Here is a 17,833-nt window from a genome sequence, read left to right as displayed (position 1 = left end):
CCTTTACCAAACGATATAATCACAGTGAAGCCAGCCTAGGGCCGCAGCCAGCAGCACACATTCGACCATTTCATTCATCGCTCCATATGTATCGCCAGTCAAGCCCCCAAGCTTGCGGTTTAGCTGCCAGGCAATGCCGCCTCCTGCGATCCCCGCCGCGCACATACTGCAGAACAAAAAGAGCAGTGAACTTCCAGGCGGAAAATCGGACAAGTACAGCAGAGCGAAGGTCAGCAAGGCCGCAATGCATACGGCGGCCGACAGATGCTTTTTCCCCGTACCGGCCAGCAGCGCACCCATGCCTTCATTGCCGCGGGCGGAAGGCCAGATGGCAATTGCCGCAACCATCCAGGTGCGGCTCCAAATACAAGCGGCCACCAGCCAAATATAAACCGTGCCCCGGGCATACTCGCCCAGCAGCTCATACAAAAGCACAAACTTAAGCAAAAGCAGCAAAACAGCCGCGATTACGCCCATTGCGCCTACACGGCTGTCCTTCATAATTTCCAGCATCCGCTCGCGCGAACGGTGGCTAAGCACACCATCCGCCGTGTCCATCAAGCCGTCGAGATGCAGCGCTCCGCTTAGCGCCACCCAGATGATTAAGGCGAAAACGGCGGCAACAAGCGGCGGGAACAGATGCATAAGCAGCATCCCGGCAGCAGCGGAGATGAGGCCGATCATGAGGCCCACTACAGGATAATAGACTGTGCTGCGAGCAAGCACCTGCGATGTAAACGGAATCGCCGCCGGTATCGGAATACGTGTAAGCAGCTGCAGAGCTGCGCCAAACGCTTGCAATTCTCTCACCAGTATACGAGCAGCCATCCGGCCGTCACCCCCATGAAAAATAGCGCACTAACCGTATACAGCATCATTACGGCTGATATAATATCCCGGACTGCGAGCGGCCGCAAAGGCCAGCCAAGCCGCGCGCGTTCGCTTACCCTGCCAAAATAAACATTTCGTCCGCCCAGCTCGATGCCAAGCGCCCCGGCTACAGCCGATTCGGGTATCCCGCTGTTCGGGCTCGGATGCAGGCGGGCAAATTTGAGTATGGAGAGCAGCGAACGTTTGGCGGACAGCGCCGGGTACAGCAGCCCGGTCACTACAAGTAGAAGGCCGCTTAAGCGTGCCGGAATATAGTTCAGCAGATCGTCAAAGCGTGCCGATGCCCAGCCGAAATGAAGATAGCGGTCATTTTTATAGCCGACCATCGAATCGAGCGTATTTGCCGAACGATAAAGCATCGCAAGCGGCGCCCCGCCAAGCAGGGCGTACAGAATCGGCGATACAAAAGCATCGACGATATTTTCGGCAACGGTTTCCACCGTGGCGCGCGTGACGTCGCGTTCGTCCATTGCGGCTGTATCTCTACCGACGATATAGCCGACATATTTGCGTGCTTCCAGCAAATCGCCGGCGACAAGCGGCTGATAGACCAGCAGCGCGGCGTCCTTGAGCCCTTTGACCGCAATGGTCGTCGATATAAACCAGGCCGAAAGCCCGTAGCCGAGCCAAGGATGAATCCACTGCGCGGCAGCGACAATCGCCCACATGAGGGTGCCGCTGCACACCGTTACAGCAGCAGTCAGCAGCACGCCGCGGCTGCGCAGCGCTTTGCCGGTCATAGCCGGCGATCCGCCTTCCGCCGCCGGGAAGAGCAGCCCTTCAACAAAGCGGATCAGCCGGCCGATATAAATGACCGGATGCGTCGGCCATTTCGGATCGCCGACCAGCCAATCGATAACGATGGCCGCGGCTGTAAGCAGCAAAATTTCTTGCAAGGAATAAAAAATCATCGTTCCTCCAATTGAAACGCCAGCTTTTTCAAATCAAGCGGTATGCCGGCCACGACAAGATAAGCTTCTGTGCATACGGCCGCCAGCCGGCGATTCAGTCTGCCTGCCGCGTCGCGAAACTTTCGGCCGAGCGGATAGGCCGGGACAATCCCGCTGCCAACTTCATTGGTCACGAGCAGCAGCGGCCCTTCGTAAGCGGCGACTGCGGCGACAAGCTCATCCGTCACGCCAGCCAGCTGATTAGCGCCATCAGCCTCCTGCTCGAGACGCAGCAGCCAATTGCTCAGCCATAAAGTGAGGCAATCCACAAGCACAGACGGATAATTGCCCTCCTGCCTGCCCCGCTCCTGCAAACTGCGCAGCGCAGCCGCCAGCTCGTAAGGCTCCTCGAGCGTTTCCCATGCATAACCGGAAGCGGCACGCGCCTTGCGGTGCAGCGCAACACGATCCTTCATTTCTTCATCCCAAATTTGCGAAGTTGCAATATAGATGCCCTTGCCAGTCAACTGCATCGCATACTGTTCGGCAAAATCGCTCTTGCCGCTGCGTGCGCCGCCAGTAATCAAAATCGCCATGTCGCCGTCCCCCGCTCGCCTTATTGATTAGATACGCCGGCACTTTCAAAGGTTGCCATCTCGCGCATAATAAGCAGCGCCGCATCGATAAAATGAAAGCACAGCACTGCCCCCGTTCCCTCTCCGAGCCGCATGTCCAAATGGATCATCGGCGACAGGCCGATCGCCGCCAGCAGCTTGCGGTGACCCTGCTCATGCGACAAATGCGAGGCTAGCATATAAGGGATCGCGGCAGGCGCCAGTTTGCCGGCAACGAGCGCTGCGGCGCTCGCTATGAAGCCGTCGATGACAACGGGACAGCCGCGCGAAGCAGCACCGATGATGACGCCGGCAAGACCGGCAATTTCCAGCCCGCCCAGCTTGGCCAGCGTTCCGAGCACGTCCGCGACATCCGGCTCATTGACGGCAATGGCTCGCTGCACCACTTCGATCTTATGTTTTCTGGCCGCCTCCGAAATGCCTGTCCCCAGCCCGACTGCATCTTCAGCCGTGATATTCGCCAGTACGGTGCATAAAGCCGCGCTCGCCGTCGTATTGCCGATGCCCATCTCTCCTGTCGCGAACAGCCGGTAGCCTTTGTCAGCCAGTTCGTCCACGATCGCAATGCCGGCGGCAATCGCCTGCAGCGCTTCCGTCCGCTCCATCGCCGCGCCGCGCGCCATATTGGCCGTTCCCGGCCGCACCTTGCAGCGGCGCAAGGAAGGATGATCAGCCAGCTCCGCGTTGACGCCGACGTCGACGCAATAGACGTCTGCTCCTGCTTGGCGAGCCAGCACATTGACTGCCGCGCCGCCGGCCAAAAAATTAGCTACCATCTGCGGCGTTACTTCAGCGGGAAAGGCGCTGACGCCTTCCTCGCATACGCCGTGATCACCCGCCATTACAATAACGGCGCGCCGCGACCAGTCCGGCGCCAATTCGCCGGTTATTCCAGCGGCCTGCCGGGCAATCGCCTCCAGCTTGCCAAGGCTCCCGGGCGGCTTTGTCAGCGTATTCGAATATTGTTCCGAAGCTTCCATCGCCATGACATTCATTGGGGCGATGCGCGCAATGATTTCATACAATTGTTGTTCCTTCATCTAAGCCCTTCCCTTCCAGCATGACGCTTCTTAACCCGGACCGGACGGCTGCAGCAGCAATTGCGGTACGCCGGTCACCGGATGCCGCACGACAACACCTTTGGCGCCATACACTTGCGCGATCAGCTCCGGCTCAATAATTTGCTCCGGCCTGCCAAACGCTTCGATCCGGCCCTGGTTCAGCACCAGCAAAAAATCGCAGTAATGCGCGGCCAAATTGAGGTCATGCAGGACAGCCACTACTGTAAGCTTCTTTTCTTGCTGCCACTGCTTTACCGTATCAAGCAAAGAGACCTGATAACCAATGTCCAAAAAAGTCGTCGGCTCATCAAGCAGCAGCAATTGCGGCTCCTGCACCATCACTTTGGCCAGCGCAACCCGCTGCCTTTCCCCGCCGCTCAGCTGGTCGAGCTTGCGCTCTGCAAGCGCGGTCAGGCCCATCAGCCGCAGCGCGTCCGCTATAATCGGCTCCGCATCCTTTTTCTCCTCGCCGAGCCAATTTTGGAACGGATAGCGGCCCATAGCCAGCACTTCCTTCACCGTGAAGCCCGCCGGATCGAGCCCGCCCTGCTGCAGCACGGCCAGCCATCTTGCCAGCTCCTTGCGCCCGTATGACGAAGCAGCCTTCCCATGCAAAGTCAGCGAGCCCTCAGTCGGAGCGTCCACGCCCGACATTAGCCGCAGCAGCGTTGACTTGCCCGCGCCGTTAGGCCCGATGATGCCGTACATCGCGCCCTCCGGCATTTGAAAGCTGATGCCGGACAACACCGGTCTGCCGTCGATAAGCTTTGTCACTGCCTTCGCTTCGATCATGCCGCTCCTCCTTGCTTCATTTTACGCCGATACAGCAAATAAGCAAAAAACGGCGCGCCAATCAATGCCGTTACGACGCCAAGTGGAATTTCCTTCGGGCTCAGCGCCGTCCGCGCCAGCGTATCGGCCCACAATAAATAAATACTGCCGCCAATTGCCGACAGCGGGATAATCAGCCGATAATCCGGCCCGACCAGCAAGCGGATCAGATGCGGCACGACCAGTCCGACAAAGCCGACAACGCCGGTGACGGAAACGGCGACAGCCGTCAGTAAGGTCGAGGTGAGCAGCACGATCAGCTTCGTCCGTTCGACGTGAATGCCCATATGCGCGGCATGGCGCTCGCCGAAAATAAATAAGTTAAGCGGCTGCGCATAACGGATAAGGATCGGCAGGCCCACGATTAAAAACGGCAGCACAATTTGCACATGCTCCCAGCCGCGGCTGCTCAGGCTGCCCATCAGCCAAAACATAATCTCATTGACGACGCCGGCCGAGAGCGATACCATGAACGAGACGAATGCGCCGAGAAAAGCTTGCACGATGACGCCGGACAGAATAAGCGTCTCTACATTCATCGCGCCTCTGGCCCTCGCGAGCGTAAACACGATAACCAAAGTAACCATTCCCGTGACAAAGGCAACGATCGGAATCGTCCAGATGCCGACAACGCTCTGGTAGCCAAACAAAATTAAAAATGCGGCGCCGACCGAACAACCCGAGGCGACGCCAAGCGTAAACGGATCGGCAAGCGGGTTGCGAAGCACGCCCTGAAAGCCCGCTCCGGCAAGCGACAAACAAGCGCCGACAAGCACAGCCAGCAATACACGCGACAGCCGGACCTGCGTGACGATTGCGACCGAGCTGGCGTCCCATTCGCCGGCAGCCGCGTCCCGCCAAGGCAGCATGCCCAGCAGGATGCCCCATACTTCGCCCAGCGGCAAAGACGCCGAGCCGATCGACAGGCTGATGACGACAGAAGCGCCAAGGAGGAGCATCGCTGCTCCTCCAAAAAAGTACAATTTGAACCGCATCTACTTCACAAGTTCCGGGTGCAGCTTTTTAGCCACTTCAAGCAAGCCTTCTGCAAGACGCGGGCCTACACGCACCAACGGATCCTGATCCACTTCAAACAGCTTTTTATCCTTCATCGCCTGAATTGTATCCCAGCCCGGTCGCTTTTGAATGGCATCCAGAATCGGATTTGTTTCCCCTTCGGCTACTGTCATTGACGCATAAATAATAACATCCGGGTTTTGCTTGATCACTTGCTCCGGATCGATCTCATACCAGCTTGTTTCTTCGGCAATGTTTGTGCCGCCGGCGATTGTAATCAGCTCGTCAAGAAATTCGCCCTTGCCGACAGTCCAGCCCGGAGAAAATTCTAGATATACCTTTGGTCTCGCTGCATCCTTTACCGCATCCTCAACCTGCTTTTTGGCATCCTTCATATGCTCCTGCACTTCAGCGGCTTTGGCCGCTTTGTCCATAATTTGGCCGATTGTGCCGATTTTCTCGACTACGGCGTCATAGGTTTTCGGATCGCTGGCATAGACCTTGACATTCAGCTCGCGCAGCTTGTCAATGACCGGCTTGTTCATCGAAGAGCTGGCAAGCACGAGATCGGGCTTCATCCCGACTATCGCTTCAATATTCGCTTCCATGCCGCCAACTTTCGTTTTTGTTGCCGTATCCTCCGGATAGTTGGAAAAATCATCTACGCCAACCAGCTCGGCGCCGGCATCGATGGCATACATAATTTCCGTCTCACTCGGCAGCAGCGTCACGACTTTTTGCGGAGCAGCCTCAAAGACCAGCTCTGTATCCGTCGCGTCCTTGATCGATAGCGGGTATGCCGTCGACGCAGCAGCAGGTTCCCCGGACGGCTCATCGGCTTTTTCTGCGTTGTCAGTCTCTTTGTTGCCGGAAGCGCCCGCTTGTGTCTGCTGGTTACCAGCGTTCCCGCTGTTATTGGCCGGCTGCTCCAATTTCGCGCCGCAAGCTGCCAGCACCAAAATCATCGCCGTCAGCATAACAACGAGGCCCGTTTTTACCCAGGAAAAAGTATAATTCCGTTTCATTTCTTTCATCGACTCCCTTAATTTGTGTAAACGTGAGGCAAAGCGGCCCTTAGAAGACCATGAGCGGACCGCGGCTTCTGTTTCTGGCCAATAACTGCAGCAATTATCCCCGTTTAAGTCAAATTCATAATTGAGCAGGGGAAGTGGCTGACCGTGACTTGTACGTGGCACAATTGTTGCACAAAATGCATTCGGGCGCTTCTTTTCCGCCCTTAGATCAAGCAGCGGCTCCACACTCCAGATGCTTCAAAGCAGTTTCATCTAATGGAAGCTGCAGACGTTATTTCGTCAATAACACTCTTTTTTAAAATCTAACGGAAGCGAGCGCTCTTAATGGGACGTTTTCTTACGAAATCGTGCTCCTAATCATCAAATAGCGGCGCACAGTTCCGTTACAATTTCAAATCGGTCGAATTTTCGAAAATAGCGTCCGTGACATCCGTTAGAGTAGTGTTCCGTTCAGAAATGTGAGAAAAACTTCTATCGAAGTCCTTCGAGGGTGAGCGACCTAAAGGTTTCCCTAACAAACCCGCTTCGTAAATTCTTATTTAGTGAGAAAAAACGGCTGACGTCGTCTTTGGCGCGAAGCAAGTTTCTTTCCCTAAAAATTTTATAGAACTTATCGAGCGAAGCTTACCAATTCTATAAAATCAAAAAAGGCACCCTTCGGGTGCCGGAAATGCAATATGTTCCGCAGAACATCGGCCGCTCGCCAAAAAGCCCGCCCGCGCCCATGCGAGTCAGCTCAGGCCAAATGACAGCCAGTCTCCAACACCTCCTAAATCCGCGTAGGTAGCGTTTTATGAGTACAGGCAGGTCTCCTGACTTGGAGCAATTGCGGGCAACATCTTCCCAAAGCCGGTCACAAGCTTCAGTGATTTGGCGTTGCCGCTTTCGTCCGCCGCAAGCTCAAGCTGCATCAGCTGCGCCTCGCGTCAGACACTCCTTACAGTGGCGGGTCCGTGCCGGCTTTGCACCGGTCTTCCCTATTAAGCTGAACGGTTGCTCCGATCCCGGATGACAACCTTGCAGCACCTGTAATCGTATGAAATTAGAGCCATAAACATAGGCAAAACAAATCATTTTGACCTATATACTATGAAATTGATTCATATGCATCTGTTACTATATCATTCCCGAGTCGGGTTGTCTAGATTATCCTTGCGAACCGGCCTATCTCAACTTAATTGCCTAAAAACATCCGCTTTGCTTCTTCTGTCAAACGTTGCTTATCTCCGCCAGTTATGAAGTAAACTTCATCGCAATGCGCAGGCCAATTAAGCCTCGGAATCGATTGAACAGGTAAAATCAAGAAAGCACTCCGTTCGCTATTGCGATCCGGAGTGCCTGGTGCGGCTCACCTCGAGCGAGGCTTGCCCTCGACTTCCGATGTCGTGTCTGACGATGGAGAAAGAAGCTCAAGTAATTGCTGCTGGTCTTGCGGCGAATCATCGCGTTCATGCTCGACATCATGGTCCACTACTTCCGCCGTATATTCGTCATGCTCGTGAACCGAACGGCAGATTTTAAACAGTAATCCCATCGGTACTAGCCCTCCATTTACGTTGATCCGTAAATTCCAAGCCGATCAGAAAGATCTGAGAACTGGCGAATCACTTCGAGCAGCATACCATATTCTTCCTTGTCCTGGAAATAGGTTAGTGTTCTGTGGCATGTATTTCAATGCGCCCGTTATTTCCACGTGCAAACTCGCATTCCAAGCTGAGAGGCGATTACATTTTTATATTAATTGATAGCCGCGGCCAGCTTCCTTATAAACTGCTCTTGCAAGCTGTTACCAGCCGGACAAAGGAATCTTTCCGATCAGGATGACAGGCGATCAAATAAGGTTCATTACTGGTACCGGTGAAATCCACGCCTTGAAAATCGACAATACATGCGCCTGCTTCTCTCGCCAGAAGCAGGCCTGCGTACAAATCCTCGCCTTCTGAGTTGTAGAGTACAATGCCCTGAATATCGCCTCTTGCCAGCATGCACCATAATAGAGACGGCGCCCAGAGGCTGATGACTCTCTTCACCTCAGCTTCCAGCCGATGCTTGATTGCCGCGGCTTCAGCATTTTTCTGCACCACATGGCCCTGTATCCAGCCCACAGTCAGTTTATGAAACAGCGGTGGAGATTTAATCGTAAGCAGCTTCCCGTTTTGCAGGGCTCCCCGCCCTTCCTCTGCCACGTACAACTGATCCAGATGCGAATCATAGATTACGCCAAGGACCGTATTCTGCTTATGCATCAATGTGATCGATACCCCGTACATCGGGATGCCTAGTGCATAGTTGTTCGTACCGTCGAGCGGGTCAACCAGCCACAGCCAATCGCTCACGCCGTCTGCTCCCGACAAGCCAAATTCTTCACCCCTGATTGAATGATCGGGAAAATCCGCTCTTATTAGCTCAATAATACGCTTCTCCGCGAGTTGATCGATTACCGTGACAAGATCTCCAGTATCCCCTTTTTCAGTAATGCTCATTTCCTGTAAAAAACGATCCTTGGCGAGTTTGCCCGCATCCCTTGCCGCCATAATGGCTACTTTTCTCGCTTTTTCCATTTAATCTCCTTTGCAGATCAAGAGTAATGAAGCTAACAGACAGAAAATTGCTAATACTATATAGAAAAAGAATACAAGTTTGGACGTCCCCTATCAAGCACAAAAAAGCGTCCGTACAGATTTGAATGTGTACGAACGCTTTCCACTGAGTATAGAGCTAAAATTATTTCATCGGCAGCAATGCCGGACGTGCGCAGCTGCTTTGCACTTCGTAATGCTTGCCTTGTTCAGAGGCGATATGGAAGCCGTGCATAAGCTCCAGCACATGGTACGCCATCTCACCGCTCGCCCGGTGCTGTCCGCCGCAAGCGATCGCCTCCGCCATATCGGCGGCGCCGAGTCCGCGGCTATTGCCCGCAAAACCGTGCGAAAGCGGCATTTCCGTCCATTCCTCCGCTCCGAGCCGGCGCAGCAGCACCGGACCGCCGAATGTGTTCGGATCAGGCACTTTCAGCGTTCCTTCGGAGCCGTAAATCTCAATATACGGCAAGCTTGTAGCCCCGACATCGAAGCTGGTGATCATCGTGCCGATCGCCCCGTTATCGAAATCCAGCACGCCGGCGATATGGGTCGGCGTATTCACCTTGATGCGCTGGCCGGCCCGCGGCTCGCTTGTAATGATCCGTTCCGGAAAGGTGATCCGGGCGGAGCCGGTTACCCGGCGGACCGGACCGATCAGATTCACGAGCGCGGTCAAATAATACGGCCCCATGTCAAACATTGGCCCGGCGCCCGGCTGATAGAGGAAATCGGGATCGGGATGAAAGCTTTCCGGACCGCGGGAAGCCATAAATGCCGTCGCGGCCACCGGCGTTCCGATCCAGCCGTCGTCGATCAGCTTGCGGCACGTCTGAATTCCGCCTCCAAGGAAGGTGTCCGGAGCCGCGCCGACCAGCAATCCTTTCGCCTTCGCCAGCTCAAGTATGCTCCTGCCGTCCTCCATACTGACAGCCAGAGGCTTCTCCACATACACATGCTTGCCTGCCTCAAGCGCGCTTAAACAAACTTTTGCATGGACTTGCGGCACCGTCAAATTAATGACAAGCTCGATGTCCGGATCGGCCAGCAGCTCCTCGGCTGTACAAGCCCGGGGAACGCCGTATTCTGCCGCCTTTGCCCGCGCACGCTCCATGTCGAGGTCGGCTACGGCGCAAACCTCTAGCGAATCGAACATCCGGGTCGTATTTTCCAAGTAGATGCTGCTTATATTTCCGCAGCCAATGATGCCCGTTTTTACTTTTCTCATTCGTCCTCTCTCCTTTCCGACCTCTATTATAATCGGGCCCTGTCAAGCATTCAACAGCCGGGTTATATTGTTGAAGCTGATTTCGACGGATTCCAGCTGGTTGCGGCTCGTTAAATCCTGCTCGACGAATATATATTTTGCCGCGCCAATTTCTCTCACCGTGCGAATGATCGCCGGGATGTCCAGCACGCCTTCGCCGACTTCGGCGAAATGCTCTGGCACCGGCAAAGTAACAAACCGTTCGAACGTAATTTCTTCTTCGCCCACGACTTCGAACAAGTTGACGGGTTGCGCGCTGGCCGGCAAATCTTTTTGATGGACGAGATCGCACCGGTCGCCAAGCTGCTGCAAATAAGCGATCGGGTCTACGCCGCCGCGTACGGCCCAATACGTGTCAAACTCGATTTTCACGAGATCCTTATCCGTATTTTCGAGGATGATATCCAAAATGTACTGCCCGTCGAATTTTTGAAACTCTTGAAAATGATTATGGAAATAAAAGTTCAGGCCGCCTTTTTTATACACTTCGCCATAACGGTTCAACTGCTGGCAAAAATCGAGCACATCCCGCTTGTTTTTAAAAAAGGCGATCGAGCAGGCGACAGCCGTGCTTCCAAGCTCCCGGTTGTAGGCGATAATTTCTTCATGCCGGTCGAGCGGGGATATATGGCTGGAGACGACCCGCATGCCTAGCTTGTCCAGACGTTTGCGCAGCTCGGAGGCGTCGGGTTCAAGCCCCGCGTCGGCATTATGGTTGGCAATTTCCAAATTTTTATAGCCGATCGCAGCCAATTTTTCTAAAGTTCCCCAGTAATCCTTTTGCAATTCGTCTCTTACGGAATACAGCTGCAAACCTAACGATAATGTAGTCATCCGATAAAACCTCCTATAATTAATATGAGCCTTACTTCGCTTTCATCTTGTCCCAGGCAGCCTGGAATTCGCCTAATAGCTGATCGCGATTGATTTTTCCGGCGACATACTTCTGCATCGAAGCGCCGCTTTCTTGAGCAAAGCCGTCCGGGTATTTCGCCCAGTGCCAGCCCAGCACTTTGCCCTGCTCGATATACTTCGTAATCTCTGCGCCGATACTGCCGACTCCCGTCGGATCCGCTTTAATCGATTTGAAGGCCGGGATAAACTTGAATTCTTTCGTTAAATACGTTTTTCCGGTATCGGACGTCGCCAGCCAATTCAAAAACTCTTTCGCTTCTTTTTTGACCGGAGAGTCTTTATAGATCACCCAGTTGTTCGCCACACCGACAAACACGTTATCGTTCAATGCCGCATCATCGTTAATCGGCATCGAGAATACGCCGACATTCAAATTGGGATTTATTTTGTCGAAGACCGGCTGAATCCAGTTTCCGCTCTGGGTGATGGCCGCCTGACCGGTGGCAAATTGCGTCGACGCGTTGTTGTAATCGGTCGTAAGCGCATTTTTATTGCCGTATTTGATCATCAGATCGAACAGCTTCGTCCAATCCTCATAAATGGCGTTGCCCGTAAATGTCGCCGTTCCGTCATTTAAGCCCTTAATAAATGCGTTCGGATCGGGCTGTTTGGCCATCGGATTGTTGAGCGCGTGGAACCCGAGCCCGAACCAGTTGTCAAAGGTGTTGATAAAAGGTGTGATTCCTGCCGCCTCCAGCTTTTTGGCCGCCTCTTCCAGCTCGCTCAATGTGGTTGGCAGCTTGGCGATGCCGGCTTTTGCAAACAAATCCTTGTTATACAGAAAAGCCAATCCTTCCAGATTCATCGGCATGCCGTACACTTTGCCGTCCCGGGCCGTCGGTTCTTTGGCAATATCGATGACATCGCTTACCCAAGGCTGATCGGACAAGTCCTCCAAATGCTCCACCCACGGATCCATTTGCGAATAGCCTTCGTTATTGAAAATGTCCGGCATTTCGTCCGAAGCGAATCTCGCCTTTAACTGGGTATTGTAGTCGTCTCCTCCCAGCATCGTATCGACCTGCAGTTTGATGCCAGGATGGCTTTTTTCATATTCTTCTTTTAATTTAGTAAACTCCTGGGCAATTTCCACTTTGAAATTCATAATTTTTATGGTGACTTCTTTGCCGGCTGCCGCTTCTCCGTTTTCTTTCGGCTCCGTTCCTGCATTCCCCCCGCCACCACCGCAGCCTGCCAGCATCGCGCTGGTCAGCAGTAACATCCCTGTAATTTTACTAATCCGTTTCATGTTGCCAACCTCCCGTCAGTATTGTAGAAACGTTTACACGATGATTATAGAATAATCGTTTTTACGCGAACACTCATGGCATTGACCGTTTAGGTGGACAAATTTGTGCTTGGGCACATCCCTGCCTCCCTCTGCCCCCCTACCCTTTTACCGCTCCCGCCGTAATCCCTTGAATGATGTGGCGCTGCAGAGACAGGAAAAACGCGAGAATCGGGACAATCCCCATGACCAGCGCCGCAAGCGCAAGATCCCACTGTTTTGTATATTGCCCGAATAATGCGTTGATAGACAGTTGAATCGTCCGCAGATCGGGTTTTTGCAAAACAAGCAGCGGGAGTAGGAAGTCGTTCCAGATCCATAAGCTTTGCAGCACGATGACCGTGACCGTCATCGGCTTCAGCAGCGGAAATACGATCCGCCAAAATACGCCGTAAGGGGAGCAGCCGTCCACCACCGCCGATTCCTCAACCTCAAGCGGTATCGATTTGATAAAACCGTGGTACAGAAACATCGAGAAAGAGACGCCCAGCCCTGTATAACAAAATACAATGCCGTAAATGCTATTCAAAAATCCGAACCAAGTGCCTACCTTCACTAGCGGAATCATTACCGCCTGAAACGGGATGACCATGGCAGCGACGAAAAAAGAAAACAACAGCCGGTTTCCTCTGCTCGGACGGCGCACCAGGCGGTAAGCGGCCATGGACGAGAACGCTACAATGCAAATATCGCTGAGCGCTGTAATGAGCAGCGAGTTGGTGAAGACCCGCGGAAATTTCAATGCCTCCCAGGCGCGGGCGTAATTGTCCCAGTTCCAGTGCTGCGGCAGGCTGGCCGTATCGATCAGCAGCTCGGCGAAGCTTTTGAACGAATTGGCAAAAACGAAATAGAACGGTACCAGGAATAGTAGAGCCAGCAGCAGACTGACGAATTCCATCATAAACAGCTTGGGCGAATAGATTTTGCCTTGCATTACATTTCCACCTCCCGCTTTTTCGTAACGGAAACTTGAATCATCGTAATGACCGTAACGGCGACGAAGAAAATAATGGCTTTTGCCGTGCCAAGTCCGTACCGGTTGTTTTTAAACGCTTCATAATAAATGTTCATGGCCACCGATTCGGTCGATTTGTATGGCCCTCCTTGGGTTAGCGAGAAATTGAGATCGAAAGATTTGAAGGCCCAGGATATGCTCAAAAAGAGGCAAATCGTCACGGCAGGCATGATGAGCGGAAGAACGATGTGACGCAAAATTTGCCAGCCCTTGGCGCCGTCAATCGCCGCTGCCTCCAAAAGATCGCCAGGCACATTTGTTAATCCGGCTATATAAATGACCATCAAATAACCGGCTCCCTGCCATACACTCACAATGACAAGCCCCCAAAATGCAGTTGACTCCGTTCCCAGCCACGGCAAATTAAACAGGCCAATATTCGTCGCTTCGCCAATTTTCGGAAAGCTCTGGACAAAAATAAACTGCCAAATGAACCCGAGCAGCAAACCGCCAAGCACGTTGGGCATAAAAAAGATCGTGCGGAGCCAGTTGCGCGTCTTGAGCGGCTTGGACAAAATGAAGGCGAGCGCGAAGCCGAGCAAATTGCTGAGCAGTACGACCGCTGCGGTGAAACGGGCGGTAAACCAGAATGAGCTGCCGAAATCCGGATCGGCGGTTAAAATCGATTTGAAATTTTGCCAACCGACCCACTGGACGCTGCTTGAAATGCCGTTCCAGCTTGTAAAGGAATAATACAGGCCCAGCATAATAGGCAGCGCCATAACAATTGTGTAGGCCAGCACGGCGGGACCGACAAATACCGTTTGCTGCATCCATTGCGCCGTCAACCATTTTTTCATGAAGGGTTCCTCCCTCGGTCTAGGATGTAAAGTGTAGCTTTATTGTAATCGCTTGCTTCTCGCTTTCCCACTGAGGAAATTGCGTACATAGGTGGACGATTTTGACCTCCCGTGATAAAATGAGAGCGCTATCACAATTCGACAAAATCCGAGGGTGAGGACTGTGCGCTTCTTAAAAACAAGCATCAGGAACAAATTGATCGCGTTGCTGCTCATTTCAACTGTCGTTCCGGTCGTCACCTCTACAGTCATCACTTATGTGTACACAAAAAATTCGTTCAAACAGCTGACCATCGAGGAAAATACAAGGCTGATGGCGGAAGGAAAAACGAATATCGTCAATTATTTGGATAGCATCAACAGCGCTTCGCTGGCCATCTACTCCACCCCTTTGCTCAACAGCATCCTGTGGAAAGGGTTGGACGATTACTTGACGGAGCCGTATATTTTCACTACCATGCAAGCTCTCTCACGGGCAGCGAAGGAAATCTACCAAATCAATCTGTCGATCGATCAGTTTAACCGGTCGTTCCTGCTTTACCGGGACGCGTTAACCCGCGGGCCGCTCTATCCTGCTGACAAGGCCGACACGTTGAAGCCGTATTCCGTATTTATGGAGGCGACGCACGCAAGCCACAGCTACGGCGCGCAGCCCATTTCACCGCAAAAGCCCGATCTTGTCTTTACCATTCATCGCCCGTTATACCGGGTGCCCACAACGGAGCGGATCGGCATGCTGTCCATCGACGTTAAGGTCGAGGCGCTGCGTAAATTAAGCGCACAATTGTACGAGCAGGGCAAGGAGCAATTTTACATCGCCGACAAAAACGGCACGATCGTCTACGCTTCCGACGAGGCGCAGATCGGTGAGCCGCTAAACGAGCCGTGGTTCAGCAAAATTTCCGCGCTGGCGAATCCGTCCGGCAGTATGGAATGGAACAAGCCCGATTTTTCCGGCATCATCATCTACTCGAAAATGAGTTCGTCCTTGACGGACTGGATCGTGGTAAAGCGCATTCCTTACAAGCTGCTGCTAACCCATACGCACCGGCTTACGCTAATCAATTCGGCTGTGGCCGGCATTTTCCTGATCGTGGCGATTACAGGCGTCCTTGTCATTTCCGTCCGGTTCACCAAACCGATCAAGGAGCTAATCCGGCGGATGAATAAAATTCAGACAGGGAAGCTGGACGAACCAATCGTGATTGACCGCGAGGATGAAATCGGCATTTTGGCCGGCCGCTTCCGCACGATGATGCATACGATCAACAATTTGATTTTACGGGAATACAAGCTTGATTTAGCCAATAAAACGAATCAATTGAAAATGCTGCAGGCGCAAATTAACCCGCATTTTATCAATAATGCCCTGCAGTCGATCGGCAGCGCAGCGCTGGAAAGCAATGCCCCGGAGGTCTATTCGCTCGTCTCTTCCCTCGGCCAGATGATGCATTACAGCATGAATACAAAAGAAACGATCGTGCCGCTCGCCAAGGAGATCGAATACGTTAATTTTTATTTGGTGCTGCAGCAGCAGCGGTTCGGCAATAAACTTGTAGTAGAATACGACATTGACGAACAAACGGGCTCGTTCCCGATTCCGAAAATGATCGTGCAGCCTATCGTCGAAAACTTTTTCAAACACGGCTTCAGCTCTTCCAGAAAAGATTTTATACTGCGCATCCGGACATGCTCGCAAAACAATATGCTATGTATTGTCGTGGAAGATAACGGCTCAGGCATTGCCGAGGAACGGCTGCGGGTGCTCCAGTCGGACTTGTCCGGGACCGGCCATCACTTGCGCGAAGTCGGCGAGCGGATCGGTCTCCTGAATGTACTATTCCGGCTGCGGCTGTACTTCGGCGAGCAGGCTGATCTGGGGCTGTCCAACTGCCAGCCGCACGGCCTGCAGGTAAAGCTGACGATTCCACAAACGATAATCGGGGAGGAATTCGCATGAAAGCGCTCATTGTCGATGATGAAAAGCATGTCCGCAACGCCATTCGCCTGCTCGTCGATTGGGATGGGCTTGGCATCGAAGCGGTGCTGGAAGCCGAAGACGGCGCAGCAGCGATCTTGTTGATCGAATCCGAACAGCCGCAGCTTGTCATTACGGATATTATGATGCCCGAGAAGAGCGGAATTGAATTGATGGACTGGATGGAAACGCATGCTCCCGGCTGCAAAAAAATCGTGATAAGCGGGCATAACGATTTTGAATATGTTCGTCATACGATGAAGCATGGGGGCACCGATTACTTGCTCAAGCCGGTAGACAGAAACCAGCTGCAGGATGCGGTTCGCAAAGCGGTAAACGATTGGCGCGAAACGAAGCGAGAGCGGCTTGAATATACGCTGCGCAATATGGAAGTGAACGAGCTGAAGCCCGTCTACCGGGACAAGCTGCTGTCGGGGCTGCTGGCGGAGCCGGGCGGATTTTCGAGCCTGCGCGAGCCGATTTACCGGCATTTTCCCGAGCTGCAGACGGTAAACGGCATGCGCGCCGCTGTGCTTTGCTTCGATCCGCACAGGAGCGGCATGCGCGATAAGCCGGCGTTGGAAATGGACCTGCTGGCGTTCTCGATCATCAACATCTGTCGCGACTTTCTGGAAAATGGCAGCAAAGGCGTCGCCTTCCGCAACTGGAACCGTCATGCGGAAATTGTCGTGCTGCTTCGGGACGATGTCCCCGCCGCAGAGCTGCTGGAGAAAATCAATGAGGGCTTTAGCCGGACGCTCCGGCTTCGTTTCGATATCGGCGTCAGCTCCGGACACTTCCCTTTCCCGGGCGGGCTGCCGACAGCTTACAAGCAAGCGCTAAAAGCATTATGCCAGCGCAATCTGCTCGATCGTTCCCTGCGAATTCACGCCTACCAGGGCGACGGGCCGCTGCGGACGGGCAGCTTGCGGTTCGCCGAATTCGAGGAGCAGATCCGGCTGGCGGTCAAAAGCGGAAGACCGGAGCAAATCCAGGCCGCAATCGGGCGCTGGTGCGATACGGTGACGAACATGGCCTATATTTCACTCGACCAGCTTGAAATGTGGTGGCAGGAATACCAGATCATGCAGGCTCGCTGGCATGAAGATTTGTTCCGGGAAGCGGATGACCATAAGGCCTCGCCCGAGACCGCCCCGTTCATCATCCCGCTGGATCAGGATGGGAAGTTTTCCTTATCCGTCCTGCAGCAAGAACTGACCGGAAGCCTGATCGAATTATCGCGGGCAGTATCGCTGCACAAGCAGCAGAGCGGGAGCATCATGCATGAGATTGCCCGCTTCATCGAAGCTAATTATGCCCGTGATATTACGCTCAAGGAAATATCCGAACGGTTTCATTTGAACCGGGAGTACATCTCGCGCAAGTTCAGCCAGGAGTTTCGCGAGACGATCATCGACTTTTTAAGCCGAATCCGGATTGAAAAAGCGAAGCTGCTGCTCATGAATCCGCATTTCAAAAATGCCGAAGTCGCCCAGATGATCGGCTACAAGGACGAGAAATATTTTAGCCGCGTCTTCAAAAAACTGGAAGGAAAGTCGCCGAAAGATTTCCGCAAACAGTTGGACAGGGCGGCAGCCGAATGAGTCCAGTTGGCGGAAATGGCTGCGGCTG

General features: G+C 53.3%; 16 protein-coding genes and 1 riboswitch. Of the genes, 2 read left to right on the top strand and 14 right to left on the bottom strand.

Annotation, left to right across the window (positions count from 1 at the left end; genetic code table 11):
- Positions 1–3 precede the first annotated feature (3 nt).
- The 14 genes from cobS to ACFQ0N_RS05700 form a co-directional block, all read right to left on the bottom strand.
- On the bottom strand, positions 4–828 hold the full coding sequence (gene cobS, locus ACFQ0N_RS05765; protein ID WP_379323739.1) for an adenosylcobinamide-GDP ribazoletransferase: 825 nt from the start codon (positions 826–828) through the stop codon (positions 4–6).
- A complete protein-coding gene (gene cbiB / locus ACFQ0N_RS05760; RefSeq protein ID WP_379323737.1) occupies positions 807–1,802 on the bottom strand; it encodes an adenosylcobinamide-phosphate synthase CbiB in 996 nt (331 codons plus the stop codon). Before cbiB ends, cobS begins: the two co-directional genes overlap by 22 nt.
- Complete coding sequence (gene cobU, locus ACFQ0N_RS05755) at positions 1,799–2,377, bottom strand: bifunctional adenosylcobinamide kinase/adenosylcobinamide-phosphate guanylyltransferase (protein ID WP_379323735.1); 579 nt, start codon at positions 2,375–2,377, stop codon at positions 1,799–1,801. Before cobU ends, cbiB begins: the two co-directional genes overlap by 4 nt.
- A 20-nt stretch (positions 2,378–2,397) precedes the next feature.
- Positions 2,398–3,456, bottom strand: coding sequence for a nicotinate-nucleotide--dimethylbenzimidazole phosphoribosyltransferase (cobT, locus tag ACFQ0N_RS05750; protein ID WP_379323733.1), 1,059 nt, complete (start codon positions 3,454–3,456; stop codon positions 2,398–2,400).
- A gap of 30 nt (positions 3,457–3,486) precedes the next feature.
- A complete protein-coding gene (locus ACFQ0N_RS05745; RefSeq protein WP_379323731.1) occupies positions 3,487–4,269 on the bottom strand; it encodes an ABC transporter ATP-binding protein in 783 nt (260 codons plus the stop codon).
- A complete protein-coding gene (locus tag ACFQ0N_RS05740) occupies positions 4,266–5,303 on the bottom strand; it encodes a FecCD family ABC transporter permease (RefSeq protein WP_379323729.1) in 1,038 nt (345 codons plus the stop codon). Before ACFQ0N_RS05740 ends, ACFQ0N_RS05745 begins: the two co-directional genes overlap by 4 nt.
- Positions 5,304–6,350 (bottom strand): ABC transporter substrate-binding protein, encoded by a 1,047-nt coding sequence (locus ACFQ0N_RS05735; protein ID WP_379323727.1) that lies wholly within the window; start codon positions 6,348–6,350, stop codon positions 5,304–5,306.
- A 794-nt stretch (positions 6,351–7,144) separates the two neighbouring features.
- Positions 7,145–7,404, bottom strand: a riboswitch (cobalamin riboswitch).
- 303 nt (positions 7,405–7,707) lie between these two features.
- The gene (locus tag ACFQ0N_RS05730) at positions 7,708–7,893 is read right to left on the bottom strand and encodes a hypothetical protein (RefSeq protein ID WP_379323725.1); all 186 of its coding nucleotides are present in this window, start codon (positions 7,891–7,893) and stop codon (positions 7,708–7,710) included.
- Between the two features lie 229 nt (positions 7,894–8,122).
- Positions 8,123–8,920: an inositol monophosphatase family protein gene (locus ACFQ0N_RS05725; protein ID WP_379323723.1), complete on the bottom strand. Its 798-nt coding sequence runs from the start codon at positions 8,918–8,920 to the stop codon at positions 8,123–8,125.
- Positions 8,921–9,083: 163 nt separating this feature from the next.
- Positions 9,084–10,166 (bottom strand): Gfo/Idh/MocA family protein, encoded by a 1,083-nt coding sequence (locus tag ACFQ0N_RS05720; protein ID WP_379323721.1) that lies wholly within the window; start codon positions 10,164–10,166, stop codon positions 9,084–9,086.
- A gap of 42 nt (positions 10,167–10,208) precedes the next feature.
- Positions 10,209–11,039, bottom strand: coding sequence for a sugar phosphate isomerase/epimerase family protein (locus tag ACFQ0N_RS05715; RefSeq protein WP_379323719.1), 831 nt, complete (start codon positions 11,037–11,039; stop codon positions 10,209–10,211).
- A 31-nt stretch (positions 11,040–11,070) separates the two neighbouring features.
- Positions 11,071–12,369, bottom strand: coding sequence for an ABC transporter substrate-binding protein (locus tag ACFQ0N_RS05710; RefSeq protein WP_379323717.1), 1,299 nt, complete (start codon positions 12,367–12,369; stop codon positions 11,071–11,073).
- A 139-nt stretch (positions 12,370–12,508) separates the two neighbouring features.
- Positions 12,509–13,342 carry a carbohydrate ABC transporter permease gene (locus tag ACFQ0N_RS05705; protein ID WP_379323715.1) on the bottom strand — a complete coding sequence of 278 codons (834 nt, stop codon included), beginning with the start codon at positions 13,340–13,342 and terminating at the stop codon, positions 12,509–12,511.
- Positions 13,342–14,223, bottom strand: a complete 882-nt coding sequence (locus ACFQ0N_RS05700) for a carbohydrate ABC transporter permease (protein ID WP_379323713.1) — start codon at positions 14,221–14,223, stop codon at positions 13,342–13,344. The genes ACFQ0N_RS05705 and ACFQ0N_RS05700 overlap by 1 nt, the downstream gene beginning before the upstream one ends.
- Positions 14,224–14,386: 163 nt before the next feature.
- Between ACFQ0N_RS05700 and ACFQ0N_RS05695 the strand changes: the two genes are divergently transcribed.
- Together ACFQ0N_RS05695 and ACFQ0N_RS05690 are read left to right on the top strand one after the other, a co-directional pair.
- Positions 14,387–16,183 (top strand): cache domain-containing sensor histidine kinase, encoded by a 1,797-nt coding sequence (locus ACFQ0N_RS05695; RefSeq protein WP_379323711.1) that lies wholly within the window; start codon positions 14,387–14,389, stop codon positions 16,181–16,183.
- Positions 16,180–17,805 carry a response regulator gene (locus ACFQ0N_RS05690; RefSeq protein WP_379323709.1) on the top strand — a complete coding sequence of 542 codons (1,626 nt, stop codon included), beginning with the start codon at positions 16,180–16,182 and terminating at the stop codon, positions 17,803–17,805. The genes ACFQ0N_RS05695 and ACFQ0N_RS05690 overlap by 4 nt, the downstream gene beginning before the upstream one ends.
- The last annotated feature ends 28 nt before the right edge of the window (positions 17,806–17,833 follow it).

The organism is Paenibacillus sp. GCM10027626 (genome assembly GCF_042676285.1).
Lineage (GTDB): Bacteria > Bacillota > Bacilli > Paenibacillales > Paenibacillaceae > Paenibacillus_Z.
Note: the sequence above shows the minus strand (reverse complement) of the source record. Positions and strands in the feature narration are given on the sequence as shown.